The organism is uncultured Winogradskyella sp., assembly GCF_947498345.1.
Classification (GTDB): Bacteria; Bacteroidota; Bacteroidia; order Flavobacteriales; family Flavobacteriaceae; genus Winogradskyella.
In genome coordinates this window covers 56,521-81,409 of sequence record NZ_CANMJY010000013.1, presented here as the reverse complement: position 1 = coordinate 81,409, position 24,889 = coordinate 56,521, and the positions used below count along the sequence as shown (strand labels likewise).

Sequence of the window (24,889 nt, the reverse complement as noted above, 5' to 3'; positions counted from 1 at the left end):
TTGGGTTCACTTAAATATGTTACAATAAAAAAGTCCACTGATTGACCTTATACAAGGTTAATAAGTGAACTGTAGCAAATATAGTGAATTAATTCTTATTTAGACTAAATTAAATTAATTATTTTTAAATCTTTTAAATTTAGGTTTAATGATGGAACTTACTTTTGTTTTCAGGGAATTGTGAGGTTTTTTGTTTACTCATTGCTTCTGAGAGTTGTTTAACTGACATACCTGCGGATTTAGAAAACTCACTTATCATCTTACCTACTTCGTCCCATTTGTTGTTTTTCGGTTGTTTCATCTTTTTAGTTCTTCTCCTGATAATGCGAAATAAAAATCCTGTAGTTGGTGGACATATTTAATTCTAGGTATATATAGACCTTCACCAATTCTAAAACCATCTAAACTATTCCCAATGAGATTGTTTGTGTTTATGTTAAAACCGAAAAACTTATTTTTTTCATAATCGTATACAGAAAAGCTTTCGTCTTTATAAATTAATACAAATCCAAAAGCCATTGTTCTGTTAGTGAGATAGGTGAAATATCATAATTATATGGGCTGGTTAACACATCTATTAAAATCTCTTTAGTCATTAAAAAGTCTTTAGTAGTTGTTATGGTGGTAGGCTTATCTCTTTCTTGAATAATCAAACCTTCTGAGTGATAATACCTGTCTATTCTAAGTTCTTTTGGATTAATCATTTTTTAATATTACTTCTCGTTTATCTGTGTTTCCTACCATAGATAAACCGCCTTTTGGATAATTAGGTAAAGGTTGTCTGGATAATTTATAATGAGCTTTCAATATAAACACAATATCTTTAGCCTTATTGAATGCTTCTTTTGGTGTTTTAGGAGGTGAATTTTTTAATAGTAATATCTCACATATCATTAGACCTCTTAATATTCCAAGCTTTCTTTCTTTTTGTTGTTTAATATTCATGAATTAAAGATAAGGTTTTTTTAAGTTTTAAGCTGCATAAGTTAATCAAAAAAGTATCGCTGTAGGTTCAGTATTTTAATATTTGTCTCATTTTTTACGGTGTCTAGACTAAAAATATGTCGTTTGAGGTTCTGTATGTATTAAAAATAATTCTTATTCCCACTCTACTTCTAAATCCAAATTATCGTTCCATGCCATGTGACCATATCTTCCCATATCCCAAATATGATTGTACTTGTCAGCTGGTTGGTTTATAGCTATCCCATTAATCTCTTTAAACTTATAGTTTTGTTGCTCTTTTTTAGCGTATCGCCATAGTGGTATACCTTCGTATGTATATTCATTTTTAACTATATGTATTTTCTTTTTCTTCATAGAACCAAGCCAATACATTACAGACATATTCTTTCTTATCTTAAAAGCATTTACATAGCCTAAATCATTAATACCGCTAACCATTTCTACAGTTCCTTTGTTTTCTCCTGTATACTTATCTGAACTATCGCAAGCTATTTGCTTATAATCCTCGACTTCTAAAAACTCATAGTGTTCTGCTAAAGCTTCTGGTGTATCAATTGGCTGATATATTAAAGGCTCAATAAATATTTCAGTTTCTGTTTCTGTGTACCTTCCAAAAGCGTTAGGATCATTTGTAAACCCAAAGTCATTAGCATAAATATAATCTAATTGCGGAAACTCATCTATGTATGTTACGTTAGGAAATATAACACCTTCCATAGCACCTCTAAGCCCTAATCCGTATACTTTCCAATCAAATAAACTTGCAGTTCCTTGTGTTACATTCTTAGGATGTGGTGGTGGTTGGTTTTTATCTGATATAGGTTTTCCATTATACAATATATCATCTTCAGTTACTTCGTAACTACCAGGTAAAAAAGGTTCGTAGCCTAATATTTCATTTAGCTCGTTTGGTGATATAAAAGGATTATCTTTAAAGGTTGTTCTTAAATATGCTACATCTGTTCTATGTATCACTTTATTAAATACCCAATGATCTGTGAAGCAAGGGTTAAAATCCATCCACCAAAAATAACGACAACGCATTTTAACTTGTTTAAATACTTCAAAATCTATAAACATAACTTCATTTAAGAAAGCGTAATCGCAACCACCACCCAATTTACCATTGCCTAAGAAGTTAATTACTGATCTACCTATTTTAAAGCTTGTTACGTCTTTAGCTCTATGAAATATATTATCTAACCCAAACATGTCTAAAACACGCTTAAAATCATCGTAAAGCGTTGTCTTAAATTCGTTGTAAGTTTCTCTATAGATGTTTATCGTACAACCCTTATCTTTGTGTTTTATTGTTGTTAGATATATTATAATAAACACACTAGCCCAAGTTTTAGTACTTCTTGAGCTACCTTCTAATACTGCACCTGTATAGCCAGATAATAATTTTGGTTTGCCTTTTTTATTATATCCCCACTTTTGCGAGGTTATAGAGTTGTAAAGTAATTTGTAATTAGGTGAAGTTTTATTATTAAAGATCTCTAAACCTTCAAAAAGATTATCTCTTTTTTCTAGATTAAGTAATTCTTTTAATCTTAATATCTGCCTATCAGTTAGACTCATCAATTAAAGCTTTAAGTTGTGCTAACTCCGCCTTTCTTTGTTCAGGTGTTAAGTTGGTAACAACCTCTAAATCTTTCTTTTCAGCAAGCCCTAATTCTCTTGCAATTATATTTGGATTTAACAAGTCTGCTGCTGCTCCTGTGAACTTTTGAGTATATATAACATCATGTATGCGCGTTATGATTCCCGAAAAGTCTTTATGTTTAATTTGATTAAATTCAGTAAAATAATCTTTATTAACACCTAAAAATAAACATAGCTCTTTAAATGTATAAGCTCTCATTTTGTTAATTGACGCCTTAGTGATGTTTCCTTGATGATGAAATATTTTTTCTTCTTTGAATGGATTTTCATCACACCACTTAAAGTAATCACAAGCTCTTTTCCATAATTCTTCTGGTGTTTTAAACTCTAATGGTCTTCCTATTTTAGTTGGGTCAGCCATTTCCCAAAACTTATTTCCTATTGGTGCACTCATATATAATTAGTTTGGATGCCAAATAACTTTTCCTTCTATTATATTAAAAAGAAGTTTTACGTTTCTTAAATATAAAGATAACATCTCTTTACTTCTTTTTTCTACAAACTTCAATTGGTTATACGACTTTAATTTTAGTAATTCGGTTTCTGCCCAAAGAACATATTTTTGTTGCTTAGTCAATCTTCCGCTTTGTATATTGCTTAGATTTTCCTTAAAGTTATTTATTAGGTAAGATTCTATTTTATAGGATTCCGTTTCTGTTAAGTTATTTTCTATAACTGCAATACTAGGCTTTAAGCCAACACTGATTAATTGTTGAATAATAAAGTGTTTTTTGTGATTAACTATATTGCCTTTTTTAACTTCTGATAGATGTCTTTTTGCCCTCTTATTTTTCCCTTTTCCTATGTAAAAAGGTTTATTATCCATAGGGTTAATTAAAGCATAAACGTAATATTTTAAATTCGGTTTAGTAAATCCATTCCAACCATTTACAAACCATTCGTCAATTACTAACTTATGTTTATCAAGAGTCTTTTCTGTTGGCATTATTATTTAGAATTAGTCTAAGTAAAGATAGTGATTTTTATTCAATATCTATAATTTGTTATTAAATAATTTATTAGCTTTTTGTTTTTTTATTATATATTGTCTTTGGGTTTGTACACAACTTCTTGAACAAAATCTTGTTTTAGAGTTTTTGGGTTTAAACTTCTTTTTACAATACTCGCATTCTTTTGGAATGTATTTAGAAACACCTTTATTGTTTTTTGGTTGTTTGTTGTAGCATTCTCTAGAACAATATTTTCTATTGCTATCTGGGTATGCCATAAAACCTTTACTACATTGGTTACATTTTATGATTTTCTTTTTGGTTATCCCTTTATTGTGTGCTGTTTTTCCATACAAATGATGATCCTTCCCTTTTTTTATTATCTTTAGTTTAGTTTTTATGGCGTGCAAACTATTTTCTGAAAACGTACACCATTCTAAGTTAATTACTCTATTGTCTGATTTTATTCCGTTTTTGTGGTTTACACATGGTTTATTTTCTGGATTAGGTATAAACGTTTTAGCAACTAATCTGTGTACTAATGATACATATTTTATTTTTTCTTTACATAATGTTACAGTTTGATACCAATCTTTTTTACCAATCAGTGATAAGTATTTATTGCTAACAAAAGAATATACTTCACCTTTCTTATTTACTGCGTACAATCCTTCAAAACCTTTAATATCAACCATGGTTTTCTATGAATATTAAATTAGCTTTTATAATTGCTTGTTTTCGGGCTTCTGGTCTTGTTCTATATATTTGATTAGATGTAAAGTGTTCTATTTTCCAATGATGCACACTAAAATTATACAGCTTACTTGTTATCGCCTCAATGTCTACACCTATTCCTTGTTCGTCGAAGAAGTCTACATATACACCATATTGCATAGAAAAGGGAAGTTGATAGAAGCTAGTTAATATCATTCCGTTTCTAAGTGATAACACGCCTAAACTTATTTCTAAATAATTTTGTTTTATTGCCCAATTTTTAAAAGCCTCTTTACACTTACCTGTTAATAGATTATTCATTGTTATTTTTTTTAATAATCACATCTAGGGCAATGGTCGTGTGAATTTAAATAAGATCCACAGTCTAAACACTTTTCCTTTTCTTCGTTATAATCTTTTTTTTGTTGTTGGTCTTTTAAACGATTATTCATCAGTTCTTCTTCCCATTTTAATTGTTCTATTGATTTCATTTCGATATTATTTAATACTTTAGTTTTGTTTAGTTAGTTCTTTTAGATCAGTATTTACTTTGTCTAAGTACTCATAGTTATTTTATTAGTTGTATTTGGTTTTTCCATTGCGTTTACGTTTTTAATAGATTTGTTTATTGGTTAATCTCTTTTCTTAAAAGTTCAATATTGTATTTATTAATCTTTTTGTACTCGTTTTCCCAATACTCTGAGTTTTTCATTTCTTTTAGTAGAAAATTTGTTAATACTATAACTGATATTATTAAACCAAATGTGATAAATATTATAATTATTGCTAGTGTTTCCTTACTATAATTTACGATTTTTTACCCTATTTTACAAGGTTATTTTATTGATTTTTAGTGTTTTACAACTGTTGATAACAGTCAATATATTCCATTAAAACGAAACATATTTTGGTGTTATGCACAATAATTTTAAAAAACCGCCACTCACTCTTGCGTGAATAAACTCGGCTCATTAATAATTTTATTTATCTTATCGCAATAATCAGCAGATAACTCACTACCTACAAAATTTCGTTTTAATGCTTTAGCACTTATTAAAGTTGAGCCACTACCAGCAAAAGCATCATAAACAACTTCATTTTCGTTTGTGCTATTTTCTATTAATATTTTTAGTAATTCAGTAGGCTTTTGGTGAGGATGTATAGAATCCTTTGCCCTTTTTACAGTTATTACATTGCCTACGTTTCTTAAATTGAAAGTATTTGCTAATCCTTTACTAAATACAAGAAAATACTCGCTTTGGCTTCTATAACCTGCACCAGTTCCAAAATGCCCTTTATTCCAACAAACTATATTTACTATTTTAAATCCTGCTAATTCTATACAGTCCGCCATATTTCTTAATTGTTTCCAATCGGTAAAGCAGTACAAATGGCTACCCATTTTTAAAACTCTATACATTTCTCTAAATATTGGTTTCATAAATAACAAAAATGCTCTTTCGCTCATATCATCCATTTCAATATGGCAATTATTCGAGAATCTTCCGTTTTTACTTTTAGAAGTTAAACCACTATAAGGTGGGTCTGTTATTACACAATCAATACTTTCGTCTTTCATTCTATTTAAAGTTTCAAGACAATCTTCGTTATATATTTTATTTAATTCCATTCTTTATGTTTTATTTGCCCTCGTACCTCACGCAGGCGGTTTTTTAAAATTACAGATGCATAACACCGTATATAATGCATTTTCGTACCTCAAACGCACCATATACAATACGTTATAAACAATTACCTTGTCTTACTGTATTGGTTTAGTGCTAGGTTTATCTACTTTTTAATTCTTCTTCAAGTATTTCTACATACATCTTCATATCGTTCCTTTTTGACCATGTTTTAATCAAATTTTCTAAGGATTCTTTTGATGATGTTTTGACATCTTTTTTCAATCTGTCTATAAACTCTTCTTGTGTTTTTTCCATTTTATTTTTTAGTCTTGTTCCTAATCCATTTTTGTAATCTATTCTATGATCTACTTTCTCTTTACCTACATCCTTAAATATAATTTCTGATACTTTTGGGTGTATCTTTGTAGTATTTAAATTTAACTTATCTCTTCCTAGGTCTTGGTAATTTTCTGCCATTTTACAACGTTCATCATAGTATTTAGCCATCCATTGCATAATCTTTTCTGAGCTTAATTTTTCGTAATATTCACCGTAAACACCTTCTTTTACATTTTTAAAAAACAGTACTAAATCAGCTATTCTCAAACTGTATGTTTCATAAATACTGTGTGCTGTAAATTCCATTTGTGAGTCACTCATCTTGTTTTTTACACTTGAGGAATCATTTAATTCAATAAGCCAAACAGATATCAAACCAATAACAAAATCTAAATCAAATTCTCGATTTAATTGACCTAGAGTTTTGGATTGTGATTTAAACACATCTTTGAACGTTCTAACTTTTGGTAGAGTGTTACTTGTTGGAGTGAGTACCTGAAACTCGCTCAAACGTTCTTCTTCTAAAGTCGTTACTTGCTCCGTTTTTTTCATTGTTATTTGTGTCATTTTTCTTTTTTATTTCAATTTTTAGCCACCTATTGAAGTGCTTTTTTGTGTCTTGTATAGTTTTATATTCTTCCCCATCTGATGAAATCAATTTTATAAATTGTTCTAAATAGCTGTTAAAAACATTCTCATCAAAATCTTTATTAACTTCTCGGTAATTTTTAATTATATTTTCACGCCATGTAAATTCATTTTTTAGATTTTTTTCTATTTCTTTTATGGTTATTATGGTTTCATGGTCTATTACGTTGAATAACGAAACACTACTTCGGAATATATTTTGCTCATTGACTTTTAAAAAATTGCAAAACTCTATTGTTTTATTGTTTATTTGTTTTATTGTTTTATTGTTTAATTGGTTTATTTGTTTTATTATACTATCAATGCTTTGTTGAGTGATACGACAATGCTTTGTTGAGTGATTTATCAATGCTTTATCTAGTGCTTTATCTAGTGCTTTGTTAAATTTTGATATAGCAATAATGTTAGATGAGTATTGATTTTTACTTTTCTCTATAAGTTTTATAAACTTCCATTCTACTAAATCGTTAAAGCATTTTATATAGGTATTGTAGGATTTTATTCCCAATGCTTCCATAGCCATCGTTGTAGGTAGTCCAAAACGCTCTTTCCATCCTAATCTATTACAATGCTCTATTATAAAAAAGTAGATTGCAGTATGGTTAGGTTTTACTTTCTCTGGATTCTCAAAAGAAAAATCAAACCATTGTCTTGAAAGTTCGTAACTATTTAACATAAGGCGTTTATTTCTTCAATTAGTCCATTTGAATCTGTGTTGTATGACATTGAATTAAGTTTTTTAAGAAATGAGTCAACCCAACTTATATCATCTTCTGTATTTCCAGAGGTAACTCTAATAAATATCGTTCCTAAAGCATGCAATTCGTTGTCATTAAAATTTCGACCAAATTTGCCCCAAAACAACCCTTTTAGTCTATTTATGAAATAGCCTTTAGTGTCATTCTCTCGCATCCAACATGACTTTGCTATACTCTTGAATTTAATAGGTAGTTGATTATAAGAATAGCTTCTATCTATCATAACATCTATAGCTTCTTTGCAATATTTAAATCCATATTTGATTAAAGTAGATTTCAAAAAAGCACCAGAATCTGAATCAGCATCTAACATATCTTCGTAATACTCTCTCAAAGATTCAAACTCATTGTTTATAGCCCTAATATTCTTAGTAGCATCTTTATACTCTTTATTGTCCAATGTGTCGGTATCTTGTATTTTTGATATATCCATTTTGAAATTAAAACCACATTCAATTTTTAGATCCATCAAGTCATCATGTTTTAACTCAAACCACTCTCCTCTACTTCTTCTGCTTAAGTAATACTTATGTAACCACCTTTCGTATTCTTGAGCGTTATCTGTTTTTAAAGTTGCGCATATCCTAACATCTAAAGGATTATGGGTTTGAATTGTTTTTCTTCTTGCTTCAGGATTCTTACTATATCCTATTTTATAGAAGTTTGCGCATTTAATTACATATACGTACATCAATTATTGTTTTTTAATTTACTAGGAAACATTTTTTTTATTTCATTAACTTCTTTTATCATTGTTTTATCATGCTGTAAATAGCCTTCAATTTTAGTTATACTATGCATTACTGTTGCATGACTCCATTTGTTACCTGTAACATCCGAATAATAATCCCCTATGCTCTGAAGGCTTATATGATTTTTATTTAAAGTCCTTGATAGATAATGAAATAATTGTCTAATGTATATTGATTCACTCTTTTTACTGTCTTTAAAAGGTGTTAGATAATCAACATTATAATAGTTGACTAATTTTTCATGTATAAGCCAAAGCGGTGTCATTCTAAGCCAATACATAAGAATTACACATAGATTTAGCTCTAGTACATTTTCTTTGCTCTAAAACTTCTATCTTACCACTTCTAACAAGCTCTTTTAAGCGTCTTGAAACCTTATTAGGGTCATACTTCCAAGCAAATGCCTTTGTTTTGGTTTCAATATTTAAAAGAAGTTTCTTGTATACTGCATAACCTATTTCTTTATATGTAAATCCTTGTTTTTTTGATAATACACTTAGTATTAGATCATGGTCTCTTGGTATAGTAGGTTTTTTGTTTTCGTATGCTAAATGTGATGTGTTCATAATAATTTTATTTGCTGTGGTTTGTTTTGTTCTACTTTTAAAAGAGGGTTTTTTGTCTGTTCTCGTAATTAGTAATAAGTATTTCTGTACGCCTGTTTTTTAAGTTTTGACGTTCACCTATAATATTTATATTATGCTTTTTTTAATTGTTTGATTTTATACTGTGAAAATTATTTTACTTTCTTGTTTTCTGATTCCAGGTATAACAATGCATCTTTAAATGATAGCTTGTTTAAAAATGCTGTTTTATGCTCAACCGTTTTTCCATTTATGGTTACTTTGGTTTTTCTACCTTCTAGTGTTAACATTACTATCATTGAATTGTAGATTTAATCCGTCTTGTTTTTGGTGGTGTACCCTACCTATTATTCTCATGTTGTTTATATCCCAACAGAGTTCTGATCTTCCTGTTTCCTTAGCTTCTTTTACACTTATAATATGTGCGCAATCCAAAGGCTTACAGTCGTTTCTTTCACATTCTGTACAAAAATTATAGCCATGCTCTTGTAGTTGCTTATCTATTAGTATTCCTTTAGCATAATTCATTTTACGTTCTATCTGAGAGGTTGTAAATCGCTCTCCTTCTGATGTGCTATAAGTTGGTTTCATATATGCCTCCACGTTTTGTTGCTTCTTATAAGACTTATAGTTGAATAATGAACACCTAGTCTATCAGCCCAATAGTTATTAGATAAGGTCTTTATTGTGCCTCTAATTGATTTTACACTATCTTCTGATAGCTTGTTGCAATGGTGATCTTTCCCTTTTTTAAATGCCATTATAAATACTGTCTATGATTATTAATTTCTTTATCTATCTAATTCAATTTAATTTCATATCCCATTGCTATTGAAACACCTTTTGCGGTCTCTATTATTTTTCTACACATATAAAGCTCAGGTACTAACTTGTCACATTCACGCTCTTTACCTGCATTAGTTTTTTCTTCTGACTTATAGTATTGAGCATTCCATTTTTGATGAGCTTTTACTTGCTCTTTGGATAAATAATAGATATTAGCTGTTAGTTCTCTATGCATTACATACAAGTCTTTAAAAGCACCGCTTTCATAAGTCTCTATAATATCATATATCCTTGATAAAACTATATCAAAAGGTTTATCAGTTAAATCTTTTAACTCTATCTTACTACCTTTATCAATAAGTTTTGATAGATAGGTATAAGCCTTTTTTATGTCTATATTGTTGGATAGGTCTAGGTGCATTAGAATTGGGTGTTTTCTTGTATTTTTTTTATATAAGCCAACTTTATTTCTGTCGCTTCTTCAATTCTTTCTTTTATAAGAGAAATCATATCCTTGTCTCTTGGCACTATTAGTTCATGCCAATGCTGAATACCGTTATCTATATAATAGTTTAAAAAGTAAGCCTGCCCTGTGTCTGTGCACATCATTTGCATTTGCATTTGTGCTATATATGATTTATCAACTTCACTTATGCCATTAGCAACTAGCTTATAGAACTTATTTCTTCTTGGGCACTTTATTTCTAAAACAGAATTATCACTTGTTAATCCATCGGGACTTGCACCTGCGTGTTTACCATGTTTGTGAAACCCTGTTTGGTTTACATCTACAAACTCATAACCTTTAAGGTCTTTGAAAAGTTTGAATGCTAGAGGTTCTAATGTAATACCTCGTTGCATATCGTTGGAAATATAATCCTCTTCCTCTCTTCCATAAATAGTTTCTACTGCTTTTTCAAAAGCATAACTATCCATAGAATCTATAGTTCTTTTAAGCCCTTCTTTCCCAAGTAACCTTGATATTTGAGATGCTGTAAATCTACCCTCTCTTACCTTGTACCAATCTTCGGTTCTTTGTTCTAAGCTATGCAACATATTCTAAATACTTTTCTTCCATTTCTGGCGTTAATGAATATGACTTTTTTATCATTTCTATAGTTGCATTAGCCTTTTTAGCAGGTTCAAAATTTGCCTCAGTAAATGGTTTTTTTATCGCTTCTTTAGGTTGCATAGGATTTATTCGCACTCCTCCTACAACTTCTCCCTTCATTTTCACATTAGGATCTATATAGAGTTGTATCTTGGTATTAGACCAATCCTCTACGAATGGACTACCTTTTGGGTTTTCTTTTGTTGGGTTAAATGTGCTTACTATTTTTGCGTTAGTCACATTTAATACTAATGGCTTTACATTAACTTTTTGTCCTTTTTCATCAATGATGTTTTGAATAAAATATGCGATATTGAAATCACCTGTTCTACCTGCAACTTTTACCTTTAATTCTTGCTTAACTTCTTTAATAGTGAATACTAAAGGAATGTTTTTTTCGTTGAAGTCTTCTAAGTCTGCCACACCTAAGTGGTCGCTCTTAGCAATATTCCTGTAATGTGTTTTGGTTTCCATTATTATCGGTTTTATTTAAAATCTTTTATATTGATATACACATATAAGCTTATGCATACTATTAGGGTTATTATTGAGTATAGTAGTGTCATTTTGTTAGTATTGCTATGATTACTAAAACAACTAATATCACTATTGATAATGCGCTTATTTTAGTAGATGATTCTTTGCTCATTTCTTCTTAGTTTTTACAATAGCATATATAGATATTGCTATTAGTATTATTCCTGTTATTAGGACTATGTTGTCTATCATTTAATCTGTTTTCAAGAACTTTATATTCTTAGTGTTTCCTGTTAATTTTGAGTGCTCTAATTCTAATTGCGCTGATTTTAACATCGCGTTTGAAGTCGCTACTAATGTTTTTCCTTGTGTAGTATCCATTTCGCCAGATTTTACTTTTGAAAAAACATCTACTAATTCGTTTCTAAGTTCTTTTACGTTTCTCATCTTGTTATTTTATTTAATAATATTGAAAATTTAAATGCTTCTATTAAGTAGGGATGTTTTGAAATGTCCCATCTTGTTAATTTTGTATATCTTCTACTAACCATTGTTTGCATTGCTGCTTTCGTTGAATATTTAAGCACATCATTTTGATATTTTTCGCACTCATTACAAATGTGTCTCCTACCATCTGGGAAACTTGGAAAAGACTCAAACTCGAAAATATGTTTGGTCTGTTCACAGCTTATGCAAAACTTTGTTTGTATCTGCCAATCTTCCCCATAAACCCTTTTATATCTGTTAATTTTTTCTTTTTCCCTTTGGTCTGGTCGCCTGCAATATTCTGCGTGTTTTGCTCTTGCTTCATCATTATCTTTTTTAACACGATTCCTTTTGTATATTTCTTTTGCATTAGCATCATAATAAGCCTTCTTTTTAGCCTTTAATTTTTCAAGATTATTTTCTCTATATTTTTTGTCATATAATCGCTTTTCTTCTTTTAGTTGTTCTTTGGATTTACCGTTTCTTCTTCCTAATCCTGAGCACTTACGATTACAATAAATATTATTCCCGTTTTTTATAGCTCGGTTTACATGACCTGTTTGTTTTTCAATATCCTTATTGCAGTATGAGCATTTTACAATCATCTATTTATTCTTAAAAAAGAGACTAAGACTATTACTAACTAATCAATCAATTAAAACTTCCTTGGGGATTGTCTTAGCCTCTTTAGTTGCTACTAACCAGTATGTTAAATATGTTTATGATTCCAATTCGTTGGGTTACAATCAATACTTATAGTTTGGTTTTTATTGATGAAGTCCTCTATATTTTCTGTAAGACTATTTGAAATTTGTTTAAGCTGGTTACTAATGCTTTTAGTAAGTCTTGCTATAGCTTTATCTTTCAATATCTCAATTGGTAAAACTTCATCTCCAAATCGTGCTATAAGATGTTGCGTCTCGTTATACTGACCTTCGTTTTTCATATAACCAACAACTAATGGATCTGGGGATATATCATCGTACCATATCTTAATAGCGTCAAAGTAATTTTTCTCTTTACATATTGCTATCTCTTTTAATACTTCATAAGGAATAGTAGACTTATTGTATTGTGTATAATCAACTACACTAGGACATAGAATGGAAAATATTTTTAGCATTGAGCTATTCATAAACAGATAAGGGCTTGGCGAAGATTCTTTGTTAGGCAACATTTCTATTTGCCCTTTTAAATCTAATGTTTCGCACATTTTCTTCCACTCTTCGGTTAACTCTTGGTTTTGAGTTAACTCTTGTAATTCTGGTTCTAAGTATATTTCTACTGCCATTTTTAATATGTTTTAGTTTATATGTTTTGGCGTCCATGATAATGATGCTGATTCTATCGAATGTTGATACAATGTCTTTTTCTGCTTCCTTGTTAACTTCTCTGTAGTGAGCCTGTCATGTTCGCTCTTTGGTATAGCTACATAATCATCGTCTCCTATTTTCATTGGTATTATGCTCATTGTCCTAGTGCTTTATAATGAACTATCGTTTTGCCGTTTAATCTTTGAAGTATTTTTTCGGTCTTTTCAAATTTGTTCCCAAACCTTGTGACTACAATTTGTCTACCTTTTTTATTACTAAAAACTCTTTGCGGTTTTCTTCTTCTATGACTTCTGTTTCCAGAAAATTGTAATTTATGTTCTAATTCTTCCTTTGTTCCTTTAAATTCTTTCATTCCGATATAGAGTTTATTTGATTAAACATTTCGCTTACTTCTTCTGATACTTCTTTAGAGTGTTTTTTAACACATTCTATTATCGATTTAATCTTTTCTTCGTCCTTATAATTAGGATGCTTTCTTATGTATTCTATCATTTGTTGAGAATACTCTTCAAAAACTCTTGTTTTAACTCCGAACTCTGATAAGTCCCATATCTGTACTAATTGTTGATGTGCCGTCATTTATATTGTTGGGTTTATATCTTTAGTAAATAGCTTGTTTAATACTTGGTCAATTGATTTACTGTAAGCCTCGTCTTTATCGTATTGCTCTGAATCAATATTGATAGTGGTCTTAACTTTACAATTGTGTTCGGTGGTTTTTAATCCTCTTTGCTCGTTATACATAATATTCTGTTTTATGCGTCTTGCGCTACGTAATTGATTAATTGTTGTTGCTGTGTCTCATTGAGTTTAAATTCTACTCTGTCAATCATTGCAACTTCTTCTATTCTCTCAACTTGTTCTGTCCTTGTGTTTAACTCACAAACTATACCCACACCATCTTGTGCTATAATTGAACGGTCATCTACTTCAATGCATAGTGATTTTAGGTAGTTGTTAAATTCTAAATTACTTAGTGTTAGCATAATTTTTGTACATTTGGTTTGTTGTATATAACAAATATACTAACTTATCTAACTAAAACAATAACATATCTAACTTATTTTAGATAAATTCTAACATTTAGAACTATTCTAAATAAGCTATGTTTTAGTGATTTTTTAATAACATTTTATATGTTTGAAGAATGCTAACAATGGTAAATACTGACAAAATATATCAGTGGTTAAGAGAGTTAAAAGCCTCAGAACGCTTGTCATTTGGGAAACTAGGAAGTTTTATTGATTATTCTGATGTAGGTTTTTCTAAGGCAATGAGAAACGAAACCCTATCTTATGAACAAGTAAAAATTATTGCTAAAAAGGTTAATAAATTGAAAGAGTTTGAAGATTTTGTTTCAAACTATTCTAACTTTGATGATTTGTCTCTAGAAGAAAACTCTAAAGCCTACGAAGCAGAAAAAGAACAGTATAAGGTTAAAGATTACAAAGAGCTTTTAGATTTAGGATTAAAAGTAGTGGCTAACTACGAAGAGTTAAAAAAATTAGATATAGTAAAAAATCTATTTAAGATAGATATATTAGAAGAACGTATACGACAACAAGAAGAAGAAGGATGAAAAGTGAATTAAAAGCTATTATTTTATTGGTGGCTGTTATAATTTTAGCTGCAATGTGTTCTGATAATTCAGACAAATCTAATAAGGATTACACCCCAACAAGCTGGGATGCTTTAAGATATTCTCAAGAAAAAATTAAAGGCTTATTAAAATCTCCTTCTACAGCAGAATTTCCAAGTATTTCTGAAAAAGCTAAACATGTGTCAGGTAGTTATCCAACATTTACTATAAATTCTTGGGTAGATAGTGAAAATGGTTTCGGCGCAATGATAAGATCCAATTATAGTTGTGAGGTTTATTATGTAGATGATAAAGTGGGTATAAGAAATATTAAGATTGACTAACAAGTGTCTTAATATATTTTTTAAGACTAATATTAATAAGTAAGTGTATATATAGTTTTAATTAAAATGTACATTACAGCAAAAGGATTAGAACAAATACATAACCAGGAAGAGTTAGAATACCATGAGCGTATTGTTAGACAGTTTAAAAATGAATATGACTACGCTTTTAAATACGAATTTCCTAGAACACCAAATATTGATGTTGTATTTATTTATGATTTAGAAACCTGTAAATTTAGATTGGTAAGTATAAGCTCTCTTAAGTTTGTGCATAATAGGATTGTATCAACAGATCCTAAAATAAAGAAGTGGTTTAGCTAGCACTTTTATTAAGGCTTTTTTTTAAAAGGTTTATTTGATTTTCCTGTAGGTTTTTCATTTTCTCATGCCTATGCTTTTCCCTTGCTAGCTCCAATATCAGTTCTTCGTCCTGTATTAGTCCTTGCTCTCTTATCCCTTTTATTATGTCTTCTAAACGACTCACTTTGTAATATTTCCCTTCTCTGCTGTTTTAAAAAAATCTTCTGAATAATCCATTCTCTTATCAAATGGTATTTCCCTTCTCCATCTTAAACAAAACTTTAATAAACCTTCTAATGCATTTCGTAGTTTGTGCTCTGTTTCTATAATCATATTATGAAACTTTATCAGTAAATGTCCTGAAGCAATAGAAAGTGCAATCATTATCGTATAATAAATAATTGGTGGAAAGTCTCTTACTTCAATATTACCACCTAAAAACTCTGGTAGATATAATAAACAGAATTTTATCATTTGTACTTTAGGAACAAAAATAGCTATCAACTCAAAAGCACCTATAGCTACAACTATATGTGATACTTTACGTAGATTTTTTTTGTATTTAGGATAGACCCTATTTGCAGCATATAACAGAATAAGCCCTAAAGCTAAAGTTGATATTTCGTTACCTAAAGCATATAAAAAAGAGGACATATAAAGATAACCAAATACACCCTCTTCATTACTAATACCATATATTACATCTGCAAACTTACCTAAGAAACAGATAAATATTAATACACCTATATAAAAACTATTCGCACGGCTCTTGATCGTCGGGGCATCCGTCGCAGTTTCTATCGTTTGGTGGGCATGCTTTGACTGGGTCTGTTTCTGATGTTTGCGTTCCATTGTCTTTTAATTGTTCTGGTGTACAACTCGCAAAAAGTCCTAAAGCAAATACTACTAATACTAATTTTTTCATGTCTAAATATTTTAAAGGTTTATAATTCCTATAAAATAATTATAGACGTGTTTAGTCTGCTCTAGTCTTGTCTAAAGTTTTACAATTATTGTTAACTATTATTAATTAAGGGTTAGAAATTTAATAGTTAATACTAAAAAAGAGTATTAAATATACGTTTTAATAAGATCATTCTTTTATCATATTCCCTCTATTCGTTATATCGCAAATATTATAGTTTATTGTTTAATAACATGGCAAATATAAATATATTTAATTTTATACACAATAAATAGTTATTTTTTTTACTATTTATTTGTTTTTACTAGCATTTTGTTTAACTTCGCCATATGATACTACCACAAATTGACGATATACGCACCTGGTTTAAATCCCAAAAGGAACTTAACAAATGGAACTTTGACGAGCTTTCTAAGATATCCGGCTATACCACTATGAACGGTTTTAGGCTAGCCTACAACTCAGATAGACTTTCTTACGAGTCTATTATAAAGATCATAGAGCACTACAAGTTAGAAGAAGAATATCTAAAAACTTTTAGGGCTAAAACAAGATTAGACCTTTTAGAAGAACGCTTAACAAATATGCAAACTACACTTAAAGAGGTGAAGTCTAACTTAAAAACAAATAGCGAAATGATAGGCGTGCTTCAAAAAGATAAAATGCTACGTGACAAAGAACGTTTATCAAAAAAAAACTCTAATTCCGCCTAATCCTATAATATCCTACTGTACTTAGATTGATATAAAACAGATCAATAAGAACTTCCAAAGCCTTGCATTTGATATTTATTTTTTCTAATCGCTTTAAATTTGATATTCCATAATCTTTAAGGGTTTTTAAGTCTTCTTCTATTGAAATAGTATTTAAGTTAAATAGATTAGAGTAATACATCTTTAATTCTATAATTAAAGATTTGTTTTCGCTTTCTACTTCTTCTGTTAGTCTATCCAGTTGAAACAAAAAAGCATCTAAGTCTTTAAAGGATTTTACAATCCTATTAAAGTTTTTTTCTTTTAATGTCATGTTAACTTTAAGTTGATGGTCAATTAATATAGTTAAATTATGACATTATCTCTTAACATATGTTAATAATGGCTATTTATTGATGTATGTTAATTTTTTAAATTCCTTTAATATGCTTTGAATAATCTTCGTTAAGCTCTGGTACAACCATTCTTAAATAAGGCATAACCTCTCTAGTTGTACTATGATGCGTATACTTTATTATCTCTTTTAAAGCTTCTTCTTGAGGATGCGGTATACCTTTTTCTACATTACTATCATAGGCTGTTTTGTAAAAATTTCCTATCCCATTATGTCTAAACGATTTTAAAGTATGCTCACTATCCCCACCTACCTTATCGATATAGTGTCTTATCATTTCCCCTTTTATAGTTGCCTTGCGCCTATCTGATACTTTCCATCTTTCACAAAATCCCTTACGTCCAAATATATAAGCTTCTGGGTCGCTTAAATCTAATTCTTTGTATACTTTATAGAGAGGATCTACTATATGTCTTATAAAATTCCATTTACCTCTATTAGTCTTATCTTCTAAATTAAACTTTCTGTTTTCTAAGTCTATGTGTTTAACTTGTAATAAAGCTGCTGCTGTTGGTCGCATTAAACCACAATAAATATGATTTACATAAAACCTCATGTATTCATCTGGCTTTAACAACACTGATAATTTCTTAATTTGCTTAGGGTTAAATGGCTTGTTTTTAGTGTTGGTATACTTACGGGTATCTATCAAGTCCATAAAATCCTCTTTTATATAACCTAATTTTCTAAGTTCTTTAAGCATAGACCCTAAACGACCCCTTATAAAATTATAAGTAGTCCCACTTACCGTTTTTCCTTTTTGATTTAAATAATTTTCTACAAGCTCTCTATTAAACTCTGTTACATGAAGATTCTTTTTGTCGCCTATATCATGTAAAAAACCGTTCCATTTACTTAAGTACTCATTTTTACTGCTTAAGCTTATAGAGTTGTTGTTTTTAATCTTATCGTAAACCTCTTTAAAAGCATCTTCAATTGAAACAAAATTTAGACTTTCTTTTGATGGGGCAATTTCAAATACATGAGGATATATTTCTTTAGCTTTGTCCGTTCCATACATAAACCCTATTATAATGCGTTCATGGTTTAGTAAATCGTATTTAATAGTGTCTCTTAAAAGTTCGGCTATATATATTCGCTTATCGTGGTCTTTTTCCTGGTTTAAATTTACCATTTCACCATTTATCTTAATACGCTTGAATACAAACTTCTTTCTTTTATCCTCCAAAGGCCTAAAAACCCTAAAACAAACAATCCATTGTTTATCCATTGACTTTAACTTCTTATAAGTCTTGGGATAAATCGATAAAGATTTAATTGTTTTATCTATATTTAGCTTGTATTTTCTAAGGATTTCGCCCTTTTCCATAAATGGTAATATTTTTGTACACAACAAATTTATGGTTTTTTTTGGTAGTAACCAAATTATACCCTATATTTGCTAATGAAGAAGGGCTTTAATAATGAATTAATTTAGATTTTTATAACAAAACTCGTTATTTTTACAATCCACAAAAATTATTCGCAATGTCAGTAGCAAAAAAAGAATACAAAAGAATTACCGTAAAAACTTTGGTGGATATGAAGTCTAAGGGCGAAAAAATATCTATGCTTACCGCTTATGACTACACTATGGCAAAAATCGTAGATGGTGCTGGTGTAGATGTAATTTTGGTTGGTGATTCTGCAAGTAATGTAATGGCAGGTCACGAAACGACTTTACCAATTACTTTAGACCAAATGATTTATCATGCGTCTTCGGTAGTAAGAGCTATAGATAGAGCTTTGGTTGTTGTAGATTTACCGTTCGGAACGTATCAAAGTGATCCTAAAGAAGCTTTGCGTTCTGCCATACGTATTATGAAAGAGTCTGGCGGACATGCTGTAAAACTAGAAGGCGGAAAGGAAATTAAAGATTCTATAAAACGTATTCTCAATGCTGGAGTTCCCGTAATGGGACATTTGGGTCTAACGCCACAATCTATATATAAATTTGGAACATACACAGTGAGAGCCAAAGAAGAACAAGAAGCGCAACAACTTAAAGATGATGCTATTATGCTAGAAAAAGCTGGTTGCTTTGCTATTGTACTAGAAAAAATCCCAGCAGCTTTAGCTAAAGAAGTAGCAGAAAGTGTATCGATTCCTGTAATTGGTATAGGTGCTGGAGATGGCGTTGACGGGCAGGTTTTAGTGCTTCATGATATGATTGGTATGACTCACGAGTTTAACCCTAGATTTTTACGTCGTTATATGAATCTATATGAGGATATGACTAAAGCCATTGGACAATATGTTGATGATGTAAAATCAAAAGACTTCCCAAATGACAAGGAACAGTATTAGATGATCATACTTACTAAAGTGTATTCAAAATTTTAATTGTGATATATAAAAACTGGTCATTTAAACTATTCATTTACTCTATAATTTTAATCATACTTTCATTTATTATAGATCATAGTTTAGTAACACTACTATTTCACTTTTTACTTTTAATAGGTTTAATTTTTGGTATAATATCTATTATCAAAAAAGAAAACAACGATTATAAAAAGTACATAGGTATTATTGGTAATCTTTGCCTGTTTTTAATTTATACATTCCTTAGTGTATTTGTATTAAAATTTTTAGGGTATGTCTAAAACATTATCAAATAAATCTAATTTACAAGTTCTTTACGAAGACAATCACGTTATAATGGTTAATAAACGTGCTGGAGATATTGTGCAAGGTGATAAAACCGGAGATAAACCTTTGAGCGATGTTGTAAAGGATTATATAAAAGATAAATATAACAAACCAGGGAATGTGTATCTTGGTGTAGTACATCGTTTAGATAGACCTACTACAGGTATTGTACTCTTCTCTAAAACCAGCAAAGCCTTACCAAGACTTAACAAGTTGTTTGCTGAAAAAAAAGCTAAAAAAACCTATTGGGCTCTAGTAAAAAATGAGCCACCAAAAACTTCAGACAGATTAATACATTGGTTAAAAAAGAATCCTAAGAACAATAAATCAATGGCATATAATAAAGAGGTAGCAGGCAGTAAAAAAGCAGTACTAAATTATAGTTTGATTAAAAAGTTAGACAATTTTTATTTGTTAGAAATAAACTTAGAAACTGGTAGGCATCATCAAATACGTTGTCAATTATCTAAAATTGGATGTCCTATAAAAGGTGATTTAAAGTATGGTTTTAATCGTAGTAATAAAGACGCTAGTATAAGTCTGCATGCTAAAATATTAGAGTTTGTACATCCTGTAAAAAAAGAAAATCTTAGCATTACTGCTCCTTTACCCAAAAACGCAATTTGGGAGGCATGCGAAACTTAATCCGTTCTGTAAGGATACTTTAAATTAAGTATGGTTCCGCTTTCTGGTTGAGAGTTTAATTGAAATCCTGTATTAATCAATTCTGCACGTTTTTTCATATTGGTCATACCAGAACCTTGTTCTGCTTCAGTCATATCGAAACCGATACCATCATCTTCAAGTTTAATTTTCAAGAATTCTTTACCATAGTTTATAGTTACACTTAGATTTTCGGCATTAGCATACTTTATGGTGTTAGAGATAAATTCCTGCAGGATTCTAAACAAAATGATCTCATCTTTTTTGTTTTCAAAGTTTAGTTTTTCGCCTTTAATAATTAGGTTGGCTTCAATAAAACCAGACTTATTTAAACGATCTATCTCATTTTTAACCGAGGCATCAAAACCCAGATTAAAAATAACATCGCTATTTAAAGATTTTGATAAGGCTCGTACCTCTGAAAGGCTTTCTTTAAGAGCTTCTGAGGCATTATTGACCTTAGGTTTTACATCATCACTTACCACTTTACCAGCAGCATTCATTTGCATTGTAGCAAAAGATAAAAGTTGCCCAACATTATCGTGTAGTTCTCTGCCAACATGTTTTAAGGTTTCTTCCTGAATCTCTTGTTGTGCCTCAGACAACTCCTCTTCAAACTTTTGCTGTTGCTTTAATTTATCTATTAATAATTGGTTTTTTCGTTTTTGAAAAGTCAGAAAAAAAATCACAAAAACTACAACTATAGTGAATACAAAAAAGGCTACATATGCTAGAAGCGCAAGTTCTTCATCACTTATTGGCTTTTGTAGCGAATTGTATATAGAAAGGCAAAGGTATAACATGAATATAGAAAGATATTAACTATAAAAAGATAAATGTGTCTAAATTGAATAAAATTTTGATTAGCTTCATAAATATATCCATTAAAAATAAATAAGGGCGTTACACACAAGTACCATAAAAGTAAACTAGAACTAATATAGAATATGGGTAATCGATAAAAGTGCAAAATTTTATCACTTTTTAATAATTGTCTATAATATAACATCACAAAAATGAACACTATAAATGTTTCTAATAAAACATCATAAGGTAAAGACTTAGAAAAGAATGTGCCGCTAATTATAAAGTATGAAATTGAAAATACTACATAAATGATAACCGCAAATTTTATAATAATTTTTGAAAATTTATCATCTAGTATCTGCGAATAAAATTTTCCAAATATTAAAATAGATACAAAAGAATATATATTGTAAAGCCATATGTTGGAACAGAAAACACTATTCTTCACCCAAATAAACCATTTATTATCGTAATTATTTTGAAACAAAAGACCATACATTCCAACGGTTTCGATAAAAACGACAAACCACAGATACCAAATGAAAATTTTCATTTGGTTATCCATAGTTTTTAAATAGTAATAAGTACCAGCTAATGCAGCTATTAGCTCTATAATATGTATAGCTAATATGTAGTTAGACATATACTCTATTGAGGGTAGTTAGCACCTGGTGGATCTCCTTGGCTTCCTTTGTTCAAAGCATTAGCATTCTGGATATCACTACTCCCCCCTTGTGGCATAGGAAGTATACTTCCCTCAGAGGTGTTCTTTATTCCAGTTGGTACAAAAAACATTGTGGTTAAACCATTCTCGGTCTTAGAGCTAGGGTATGCACCCAAATACAAACGCAAACCATCCATAGTATAGCCCAGTTCGCCTGCTTGGTTCTCTGCATAGTTGATATAGTTTTGAATATCTTCAATAGACCACCACGACGATCTGTTATCACCACCAGTAGTAGACTTTTTAAATAAAGAGTCATTGATAATTCTATGCTTTATGCTATACGCTTTATCTAAAGCTCTCGCTTCCTCTGGTGAAATTAAACCATAAGGCTCCTCAATATCTGGTGGTTGAGGGTCTGTAATACCAGAGTCTTTGCAACAATAAAAGTACATAATCAAGGCACCTAATATGATGCCAAGAATTAGTAATCCAAAATTTTTCATAATTAGTTAATTTAAATTAGTTAATGCTAATACAGAAGTCTTACTGTGGATAATTGGCATTAGGTGGGTCGCCTTGACTACCTTTATTCAAACCGCTTGCTCCTTGGATGTCATGGCTTTGGCCATAACCTCCCTCTTCGCCTTCTTTGTTAGATGAAGTTGGTACAATAAACGATGTAGAATAGCCTGCTCCACTTCCATCATCAGGATAAGCACCGCAATAAATGCGTATGCCATCCATTTCGTAACCGAGTTTTTTTGCTTCTTCTTTAGCATAGCTAAGAAAGTTTTCAATCTCTTCAAGAGAGTACCAGGAAGATCTGTTGTCTGGTCGTTTTGTAACGTCTTTGCTCACAAGTACGCATCGCGGCGTGTAAGCGTCATTTAAGCTTTTCGCCTCGTCAGGAGAAATTAAGCCTTTAGGTTTGCTCATTTTTCAGTTAGTTTAGAAGTTAATTATTAGTATTGAGTTTACTAATTAAGGGTTTTAGGAATTATTAGGATTGACCTAAATTTATACAATTTATTGCAGATTACAAGTTTTTATTACAATTTTTCTTACGCCACTAATCTTTTAGTCTGATTTTTAAGCTATTTCCTGCAGCTTTTTGACTCAAAATATTAATTGATTTTTCTGTTAGTTGCAATACCCTTGGATAACCTCCAGTGGTTTGGCAATCTCTCATAAGAATTATTAAATTGCCTTTTGGTGTTAATTGCACTGTTCCAGGTAACACAGGTGAAGTTACTATAGAATTTAAATTGTTATTACATAAGGGTTCTAACTGATAAGCCATTCTATTATTATACTTCGAAACTTTAAACTCACTATTTATTAAGAACTCTTTTAAGTGTTTAGAAAGTTGATTAAATTCCGGACCAGCAAAAGCTTCTAAAGTACTATCTGATAAAATTGAGGCTTCATATTTAACAGAAGCATTTGGTCTTAGAAATTTGCCATAATGAGGTTTATATTTAAGTATGTTCCCTATACTGATTGTACTCAATTTGGTAATTGGACTATATTGACTTTTACTTTTTAAAACTGAGTGAGACTTTATACCTCCCTTAACTGCCAAGTAGGTCCTAAACCCTTTAGTGACTTGCCCAAAACTCAATATATCATTAGAATTAACCTTAATAACAGTATTTTGCTTTATAGACTCTTCATTTAATTTTGGGCTCATAAACCCTCCCGAAATTGCAATTAGAGTAGGCTTTAAAAATTGAAATATGCCACCAATCATAGTCATTTCAATAACAGTACTATCTCCTTCATTGCCAAGAAGTGTATTAGCAAATTGACTAGAATACAAGTCCATAGCACCAGAAGAAGGAACACCATATTCGCGATACCCAAAGCGTCCATGGTCTTGAATCGTTGAATAAAATCCTGATTTTAAAACCTTAAGCATCCGTTCTAACTGGTTTTAATTGAAATGAAGATTTTGTGATACGTTCATCGATATCAAAATATTCAGATTTATCAATAGGTCTAAACTTTATCTTATCACCAGGCTTAATAAAACATGGCGGATCAGTACGAATATTAAATAATTTAATAGGTGTTTTTCCAATGACATACCATCCACCAGGGGAATCTTGAGGATAAATTCCGGCCTGTTGTCCGCCTATAGCAACTGATCCTTTTTTTACATTAAAACTTGGCGTAGTTTTTCTATCAAAATATAACTTAGGATGTAATCCTCCCAAGTATAAAAACCCAGGCAAAAACCCAATAAAAAAAACGGTATATACTTGTTCAGAATGAAGTTGAATAAGTTCAGAAATTGTAAGCTTTTTTTCTTTAGAAAGTTGATGTAAATCTGTTCCAAAATCCATATCATAACAAACAGGTATTTCCCAAATAGAGGATTGTACATTTGACACAAACTTCTGTGCTCTATATAACGATCTTAGCTCTTTAAATCTATCATTGATATTGTCAATAGTTGATTTATAAATAATTAATATTGAGTTATATGAAGTAATTACTTCAACTTTTTGTTTAATACACTTTTTTTGAATGCAATTTTTAAAATTCAAAATAGATTTTAAGATATTTTCATCAATAATCGCTTGCCATTCTATTAAAATTGACCGCTCATTATATTGCGAATATTTAAGATTATACTTCATAA

At 30.2% G+C, this 24,889-nt stretch carries 44 protein-coding genes; 6 read left to right on the top strand and 38 right to left on the bottom strand.

Annotated features, from left to right (window positions below):
- Positions 1-145 precede the first annotated feature (145 nt).
- From Q0912_RS15865 to Q0912_RS15720, 30 genes are all read right to left on the bottom strand, one after another.
- A complete protein-coding gene (locus tag Q0912_RS15865; protein WP_299116918.1) occupies positions 146-301 on the bottom strand; it encodes a hypothetical protein in 156 nt (51 codons plus the stop codon).
- Positions 298-519: a hypothetical protein gene (locus tag Q0912_RS15860; RefSeq protein ID WP_299116915.1), complete on the bottom strand. Its 222-nt coding sequence runs from the start codon at positions 517-519 to the stop codon at positions 298-300. Before Q0912_RS15860 ends, Q0912_RS15865 begins: the two co-directional genes overlap by 4 nt.
- The gene (locus Q0912_RS15855) at positions 498-704 is read right to left on the bottom strand and encodes a hypothetical protein (RefSeq protein ID WP_299116912.1); all 207 of its coding nucleotides are present in this window, start codon (positions 702-704) and stop codon (positions 498-500) included. Before Q0912_RS15855 ends, Q0912_RS15860 begins: the two co-directional genes overlap by 22 nt.
- Positions 697-945: a hypothetical protein gene (locus Q0912_RS15850; RefSeq protein ID WP_299116910.1), complete on the bottom strand. Its 249-nt coding sequence runs from the start codon at positions 943-945 to the stop codon at positions 697-699. Before Q0912_RS15850 ends, Q0912_RS15855 begins: the two co-directional genes overlap by 8 nt.
- Positions 946-1,098: 153 nt before the next feature.
- A complete protein-coding gene (locus Q0912_RS15845) occupies positions 1,099-2,547 on the bottom strand; it encodes a phage terminase large subunit (RefSeq protein ID WP_299116908.1) in 1,449 nt (482 codons plus the stop codon).
- Positions 2,534-3,025, bottom strand: a complete 492-nt coding sequence (locus Q0912_RS15840) for a terminase small subunit (protein ID WP_299116906.1) — start codon at positions 3,023-3,025, stop codon at positions 2,534-2,536. Before Q0912_RS15840 ends, Q0912_RS15845 begins: the two co-directional genes overlap by 14 nt.
- Before the next feature lie 6 nt (positions 3,026-3,031).
- Positions 3,032-3,577 (bottom strand): GIY-YIG nuclease family protein, encoded by a 546-nt coding sequence (locus Q0912_RS15835; RefSeq protein ID WP_299116904.1) that lies wholly within the window; start codon positions 3,575-3,577, stop codon positions 3,032-3,034.
- A gap of 48 nt (positions 3,578-3,625) precedes the next feature.
- Positions 3,626-4,276, bottom strand: a complete 651-nt coding sequence (locus Q0912_RS15830; protein WP_299116901.1) for an HNH endonuclease — start codon at positions 4,274-4,276, stop codon at positions 3,626-3,628.
- Positions 4,269-4,616, bottom strand: a complete 348-nt coding sequence (locus Q0912_RS15825; protein ID WP_299116899.1) for a hypothetical protein — start codon at positions 4,614-4,616, stop codon at positions 4,269-4,271. The genes Q0912_RS15830 and Q0912_RS15825 overlap by 8 nt, the downstream gene beginning before the upstream one ends.
- An 11-nt stretch (positions 4,617-4,627) precedes the next feature.
- Positions 4,628-4,786, bottom strand: coding sequence for a hypothetical protein (locus Q0912_RS15820; protein WP_299116897.1), 159 nt, complete (start codon positions 4,784-4,786; stop codon positions 4,628-4,630).
- Between the two features lie 452 nt (positions 4,787-5,238).
- The gene (locus tag Q0912_RS15815; protein WP_299116895.1) at positions 5,239-5,925 is read right to left on the bottom strand and encodes a site-specific DNA-methyltransferase; all 687 of its coding nucleotides are present in this window, start codon (positions 5,923-5,925) and stop codon (positions 5,239-5,241) included.
- A 157-nt stretch (positions 5,926-6,082) separates the two neighbouring features.
- Positions 6,083-6,814, bottom strand: a complete 732-nt coding sequence (locus Q0912_RS15810; RefSeq protein WP_299116893.1) for a hypothetical protein — start codon at positions 6,812-6,814, stop codon at positions 6,083-6,085.
- Positions 6,738-7,586, bottom strand: coding sequence for a hypothetical protein (locus Q0912_RS15805; protein ID WP_299116891.1), 849 nt, complete (start codon positions 7,584-7,586; stop codon positions 6,738-6,740). Before Q0912_RS15805 ends, Q0912_RS15810 begins: the two co-directional genes overlap by 77 nt.
- On the bottom strand, positions 7,580-8,359 hold the full coding sequence (locus Q0912_RS15800; protein WP_299116889.1) for a GIY-YIG nuclease family protein: 780 nt from the start codon (positions 8,357-8,359) through the stop codon (positions 7,580-7,582). The genes Q0912_RS15805 and Q0912_RS15800 overlap by 7 nt, the downstream gene beginning before the upstream one ends.
- Complete coding sequence (locus tag Q0912_RS15795) at positions 8,359-8,700, bottom strand: helix-turn-helix domain-containing protein (RefSeq protein WP_299116887.1); 342 nt, start codon at positions 8,698-8,700, stop codon at positions 8,359-8,361. Before Q0912_RS15795 ends, Q0912_RS15800 begins: the two co-directional genes overlap by 1 nt.
- Positions 8,687-8,986 (bottom strand): hypothetical protein, encoded by a 300-nt coding sequence (locus Q0912_RS15790; RefSeq protein ID WP_299116885.1) that lies wholly within the window; start codon positions 8,984-8,986, stop codon positions 8,687-8,689. Before Q0912_RS15790 ends, Q0912_RS15795 begins: the two co-directional genes overlap by 14 nt.
- Before the next feature lie 170 nt (positions 8,987-9,156).
- On the bottom strand, positions 9,157-9,303 hold the full coding sequence (locus tag Q0912_RS15785; RefSeq protein WP_299116883.1) for a hypothetical protein: 147 nt from the start codon (positions 9,301-9,303) through the stop codon (positions 9,157-9,159).
- Positions 9,275-9,595 carry a hypothetical protein gene (locus tag Q0912_RS15780; protein ID WP_299116881.1) on the bottom strand — a complete coding sequence of 107 codons (321 nt, stop codon included), beginning with the start codon at positions 9,593-9,595 and terminating at the stop codon, positions 9,275-9,277. Before Q0912_RS15780 ends, Q0912_RS15785 begins: the two co-directional genes overlap by 29 nt.
- On the bottom strand, positions 9,592-9,765 hold the full coding sequence (locus Q0912_RS15775; protein ID WP_299116879.1) for a hypothetical protein: 174 nt from the start codon (positions 9,763-9,765) through the stop codon (positions 9,592-9,594). The genes Q0912_RS15780 and Q0912_RS15775 overlap by 4 nt, the downstream gene beginning before the upstream one ends.
- A gap of 38 nt (positions 9,766-9,803) precedes the next feature.
- A complete protein-coding gene (locus Q0912_RS15770; protein WP_299116877.1) occupies positions 9,804-10,211 on the bottom strand; it encodes a hypothetical protein in 408 nt (135 codons plus the stop codon).
- Positions 10,211-10,846: a lambda exonuclease family protein gene (locus Q0912_RS15765; protein WP_299116875.1), complete on the bottom strand. Its 636-nt coding sequence runs from the start codon at positions 10,844-10,846 to the stop codon at positions 10,211-10,213. Before Q0912_RS15765 ends, Q0912_RS15770 begins: the two co-directional genes overlap by 1 nt.
- A complete protein-coding gene (locus tag Q0912_RS15760; RefSeq protein ID WP_299116873.1) occupies positions 10,836-11,375 on the bottom strand; it encodes a hypothetical protein in 540 nt (179 codons plus the stop codon). Before Q0912_RS15760 ends, Q0912_RS15765 begins: the two co-directional genes overlap by 11 nt.
- 255 nt (positions 11,376-11,630) lie before the next feature.
- Positions 11,631-11,825 carry a hypothetical protein gene (locus Q0912_RS15755; RefSeq protein ID WP_299116871.1) on the bottom strand — a complete coding sequence of 65 codons (195 nt, stop codon included), beginning with the start codon at positions 11,823-11,825 and terminating at the stop codon, positions 11,631-11,633.
- Positions 11,822-12,469 (bottom strand): hypothetical protein, encoded by a 648-nt coding sequence (locus tag Q0912_RS15750; protein ID WP_299116869.1) that lies wholly within the window; start codon positions 12,467-12,469, stop codon positions 11,822-11,824. Before Q0912_RS15750 ends, Q0912_RS15755 begins: the two co-directional genes overlap by 4 nt.
- A gap of 104 nt (positions 12,470-12,573) precedes the next feature.
- Positions 12,574-13,155 carry a hypothetical protein gene (locus tag Q0912_RS15745; protein WP_299116867.1) on the bottom strand — a complete coding sequence of 194 codons (582 nt, stop codon included), beginning with the start codon at positions 13,153-13,155 and terminating at the stop codon, positions 12,574-12,576.
- Between the two features lie 12 nt (positions 13,156-13,167).
- Positions 13,168-13,335, bottom strand: coding sequence for a hypothetical protein (locus Q0912_RS15740; RefSeq protein ID WP_299116865.1), 168 nt, complete (start codon positions 13,333-13,335; stop codon positions 13,168-13,170).
- The gene (locus Q0912_RS15735) at positions 13,332-13,550 is read right to left on the bottom strand and encodes a hypothetical protein (RefSeq protein ID WP_299116863.1); all 219 of its coding nucleotides are present in this window, start codon (positions 13,548-13,550) and stop codon (positions 13,332-13,334) included. The genes Q0912_RS15740 and Q0912_RS15735 overlap by 4 nt, the downstream gene beginning before the upstream one ends.
- Positions 13,547-13,777: a hypothetical protein gene (locus Q0912_RS15730; RefSeq protein WP_299116861.1), complete on the bottom strand. Its 231-nt coding sequence runs from the start codon at positions 13,775-13,777 to the stop codon at positions 13,547-13,549. Before Q0912_RS15730 ends, Q0912_RS15735 begins: the two co-directional genes overlap by 4 nt.
- On the bottom strand, positions 13,778-13,942 hold the full coding sequence (locus tag Q0912_RS15725; RefSeq protein ID WP_299116859.1) for a hypothetical protein: 165 nt from the start codon (positions 13,940-13,942) through the stop codon (positions 13,778-13,780).
- An 11-nt stretch (positions 13,943-13,953) separates the two neighbouring features.
- Positions 13,954-14,184, bottom strand: coding sequence for a hypothetical protein (locus Q0912_RS15720; RefSeq protein WP_299116857.1), 231 nt, complete (start codon positions 14,182-14,184; stop codon positions 13,954-13,956).
- A 170-nt stretch (positions 14,185-14,354) separates the two neighbouring features.
- Here Q0912_RS15720 and Q0912_RS15715 point away from each other — a divergent pair, with 170 nt between their 5' ends.
- The 3 genes from Q0912_RS15715 (at position 14,355) to Q0912_RS15705 (ending at position 15,445) form a co-directional block, all read left to right on the top strand.
- Positions 14,355-14,777: a hypothetical protein gene (locus tag Q0912_RS15715; protein ID WP_299116855.1), complete on the top strand. Its 423-nt coding sequence runs from the start codon at positions 14,355-14,357 to the stop codon at positions 14,775-14,777.
- Entirely contained in the window at positions 14,774-15,121 is a 348-nt protein-coding gene (locus Q0912_RS15710) for a hypothetical protein (protein WP_299116853.1), read from the top strand. Before Q0912_RS15715 ends, Q0912_RS15710 begins: the two co-directional genes overlap by 4 nt.
- A gap of 66 nt (positions 15,122-15,187) precedes the next feature.
- Positions 15,188-15,445 (top strand): hypothetical protein, encoded by a 258-nt coding sequence (locus tag Q0912_RS15705; RefSeq protein WP_299116851.1) that lies wholly within the window; start codon positions 15,188-15,190, stop codon positions 15,443-15,445.
- A gap of 159 nt (positions 15,446-15,604) precedes the next feature.
- Here Q0912_RS15705 and Q0912_RS15700 read toward each other — a convergent pair whose 3' ends face one another.
- Positions 15,605-16,276: a hypothetical protein gene (locus Q0912_RS15700; protein ID WP_299116849.1), complete on the bottom strand. Its 672-nt coding sequence runs from the start codon at positions 16,274-16,276 to the stop codon at positions 15,605-15,607.
- 402 nt (positions 16,277-16,678) lie between these two features.
- On the opposite strand from Q0912_RS15700, the gene Q0912_RS15695 reads away from it, so the two are divergent.
- Positions 16,679-17,062, top strand: a complete 384-nt coding sequence (locus tag Q0912_RS15695; protein WP_299116847.1) for a hypothetical protein — start codon at positions 16,679-16,681, stop codon at positions 17,060-17,062.
- Here Q0912_RS15695 and Q0912_RS15690 read toward each other — a convergent pair.
- Both Q0912_RS15690 and Q0912_RS15685 read right to left on the bottom strand, forming a co-directional pair.
- Positions 17,049-17,375, bottom strand: a complete 327-nt coding sequence (locus Q0912_RS15690; protein WP_299116846.1) for a hypothetical protein — start codon at positions 17,373-17,375, stop codon at positions 17,049-17,051. The two genes, Q0912_RS15695 and Q0912_RS15690, sit on opposite strands and share 14 nt — an antisense overlap.
- A 97-nt stretch (positions 17,376-17,472) precedes the next feature.
- The gene (locus Q0912_RS15685; protein WP_299116844.1) at positions 17,473-18,786 is read right to left on the bottom strand and encodes a hypothetical protein; all 1,314 of its coding nucleotides are present in this window, start codon (positions 18,784-18,786) and stop codon (positions 17,473-17,475) included.
- Between the two features lie 158 nt (positions 18,787-18,944).
- On the opposite strand from Q0912_RS15685, the gene panB reads away from it, so the two are divergent.
- Together panB and Q0912_RS15675 are read left to right on the top strand one after the other, a co-directional pair.
- The gene (gene panB / locus Q0912_RS15680) at positions 18,945-19,763 is read left to right on the top strand and encodes a 3-methyl-2-oxobutanoate hydroxymethyltransferase (RefSeq protein ID WP_299116842.1); all 819 of its coding nucleotides are present in this window, start codon (positions 18,945-18,947) and stop codon (positions 19,761-19,763) included.
- A 291-nt stretch (positions 19,764-20,054) separates the two neighbouring features.
- On the top strand, positions 20,055-20,753 hold the full coding sequence (locus Q0912_RS15675; protein ID WP_299116840.1) for an RluA family pseudouridine synthase: 699 nt from the start codon (positions 20,055-20,057) through the stop codon (positions 20,751-20,753).
- On the opposite strand, the gene Q0912_RS15670 is transcribed toward Q0912_RS15675, so the two are convergent.
- The 5 genes from Q0912_RS15670 to pxpB form a co-directional block, all read right to left on the bottom strand.
- Positions 20,750-21,574, bottom strand: a complete 825-nt coding sequence (locus Q0912_RS15670) for a histidine kinase (RefSeq protein WP_299116838.1) — start codon at positions 21,572-21,574, stop codon at positions 20,750-20,752. The genes Q0912_RS15675 and Q0912_RS15670 overlap by 4 nt on opposite strands.
- Before the next feature lie 652 nt (positions 21,575-22,226).
- Complete coding sequence (locus tag Q0912_RS15665) at positions 22,227-22,748, bottom strand: hypothetical protein (RefSeq protein WP_299116836.1); 522 nt, start codon at positions 22,746-22,748, stop codon at positions 22,227-22,229.
- A gap of 40 nt (positions 22,749-22,788) precedes the next feature.
- Complete coding sequence (locus tag Q0912_RS15660; RefSeq protein ID WP_299116834.1) at positions 22,789-23,103, bottom strand: hypothetical protein; 315 nt, start codon at positions 23,101-23,103, stop codon at positions 22,789-22,791.
- A 211-nt stretch (positions 23,104-23,314) separates the two neighbouring features.
- Entirely contained in the window at positions 23,315-24,163 is an 849-nt protein-coding gene (locus tag Q0912_RS15655) for a biotin-dependent carboxyltransferase family protein (protein ID WP_299116832.1), read from the bottom strand.
- On the bottom strand, positions 24,156-24,887 hold the full coding sequence (gene pxpB / locus Q0912_RS15650; RefSeq protein WP_299116830.1) for a 5-oxoprolinase subunit PxpB: 732 nt from the start codon (positions 24,885-24,887) through the stop codon (positions 24,156-24,158). The genes Q0912_RS15655 and pxpB overlap by 8 nt, the downstream gene beginning before the upstream one ends.
- Positions 24,888-24,889 lie beyond the last annotated feature (2 nt).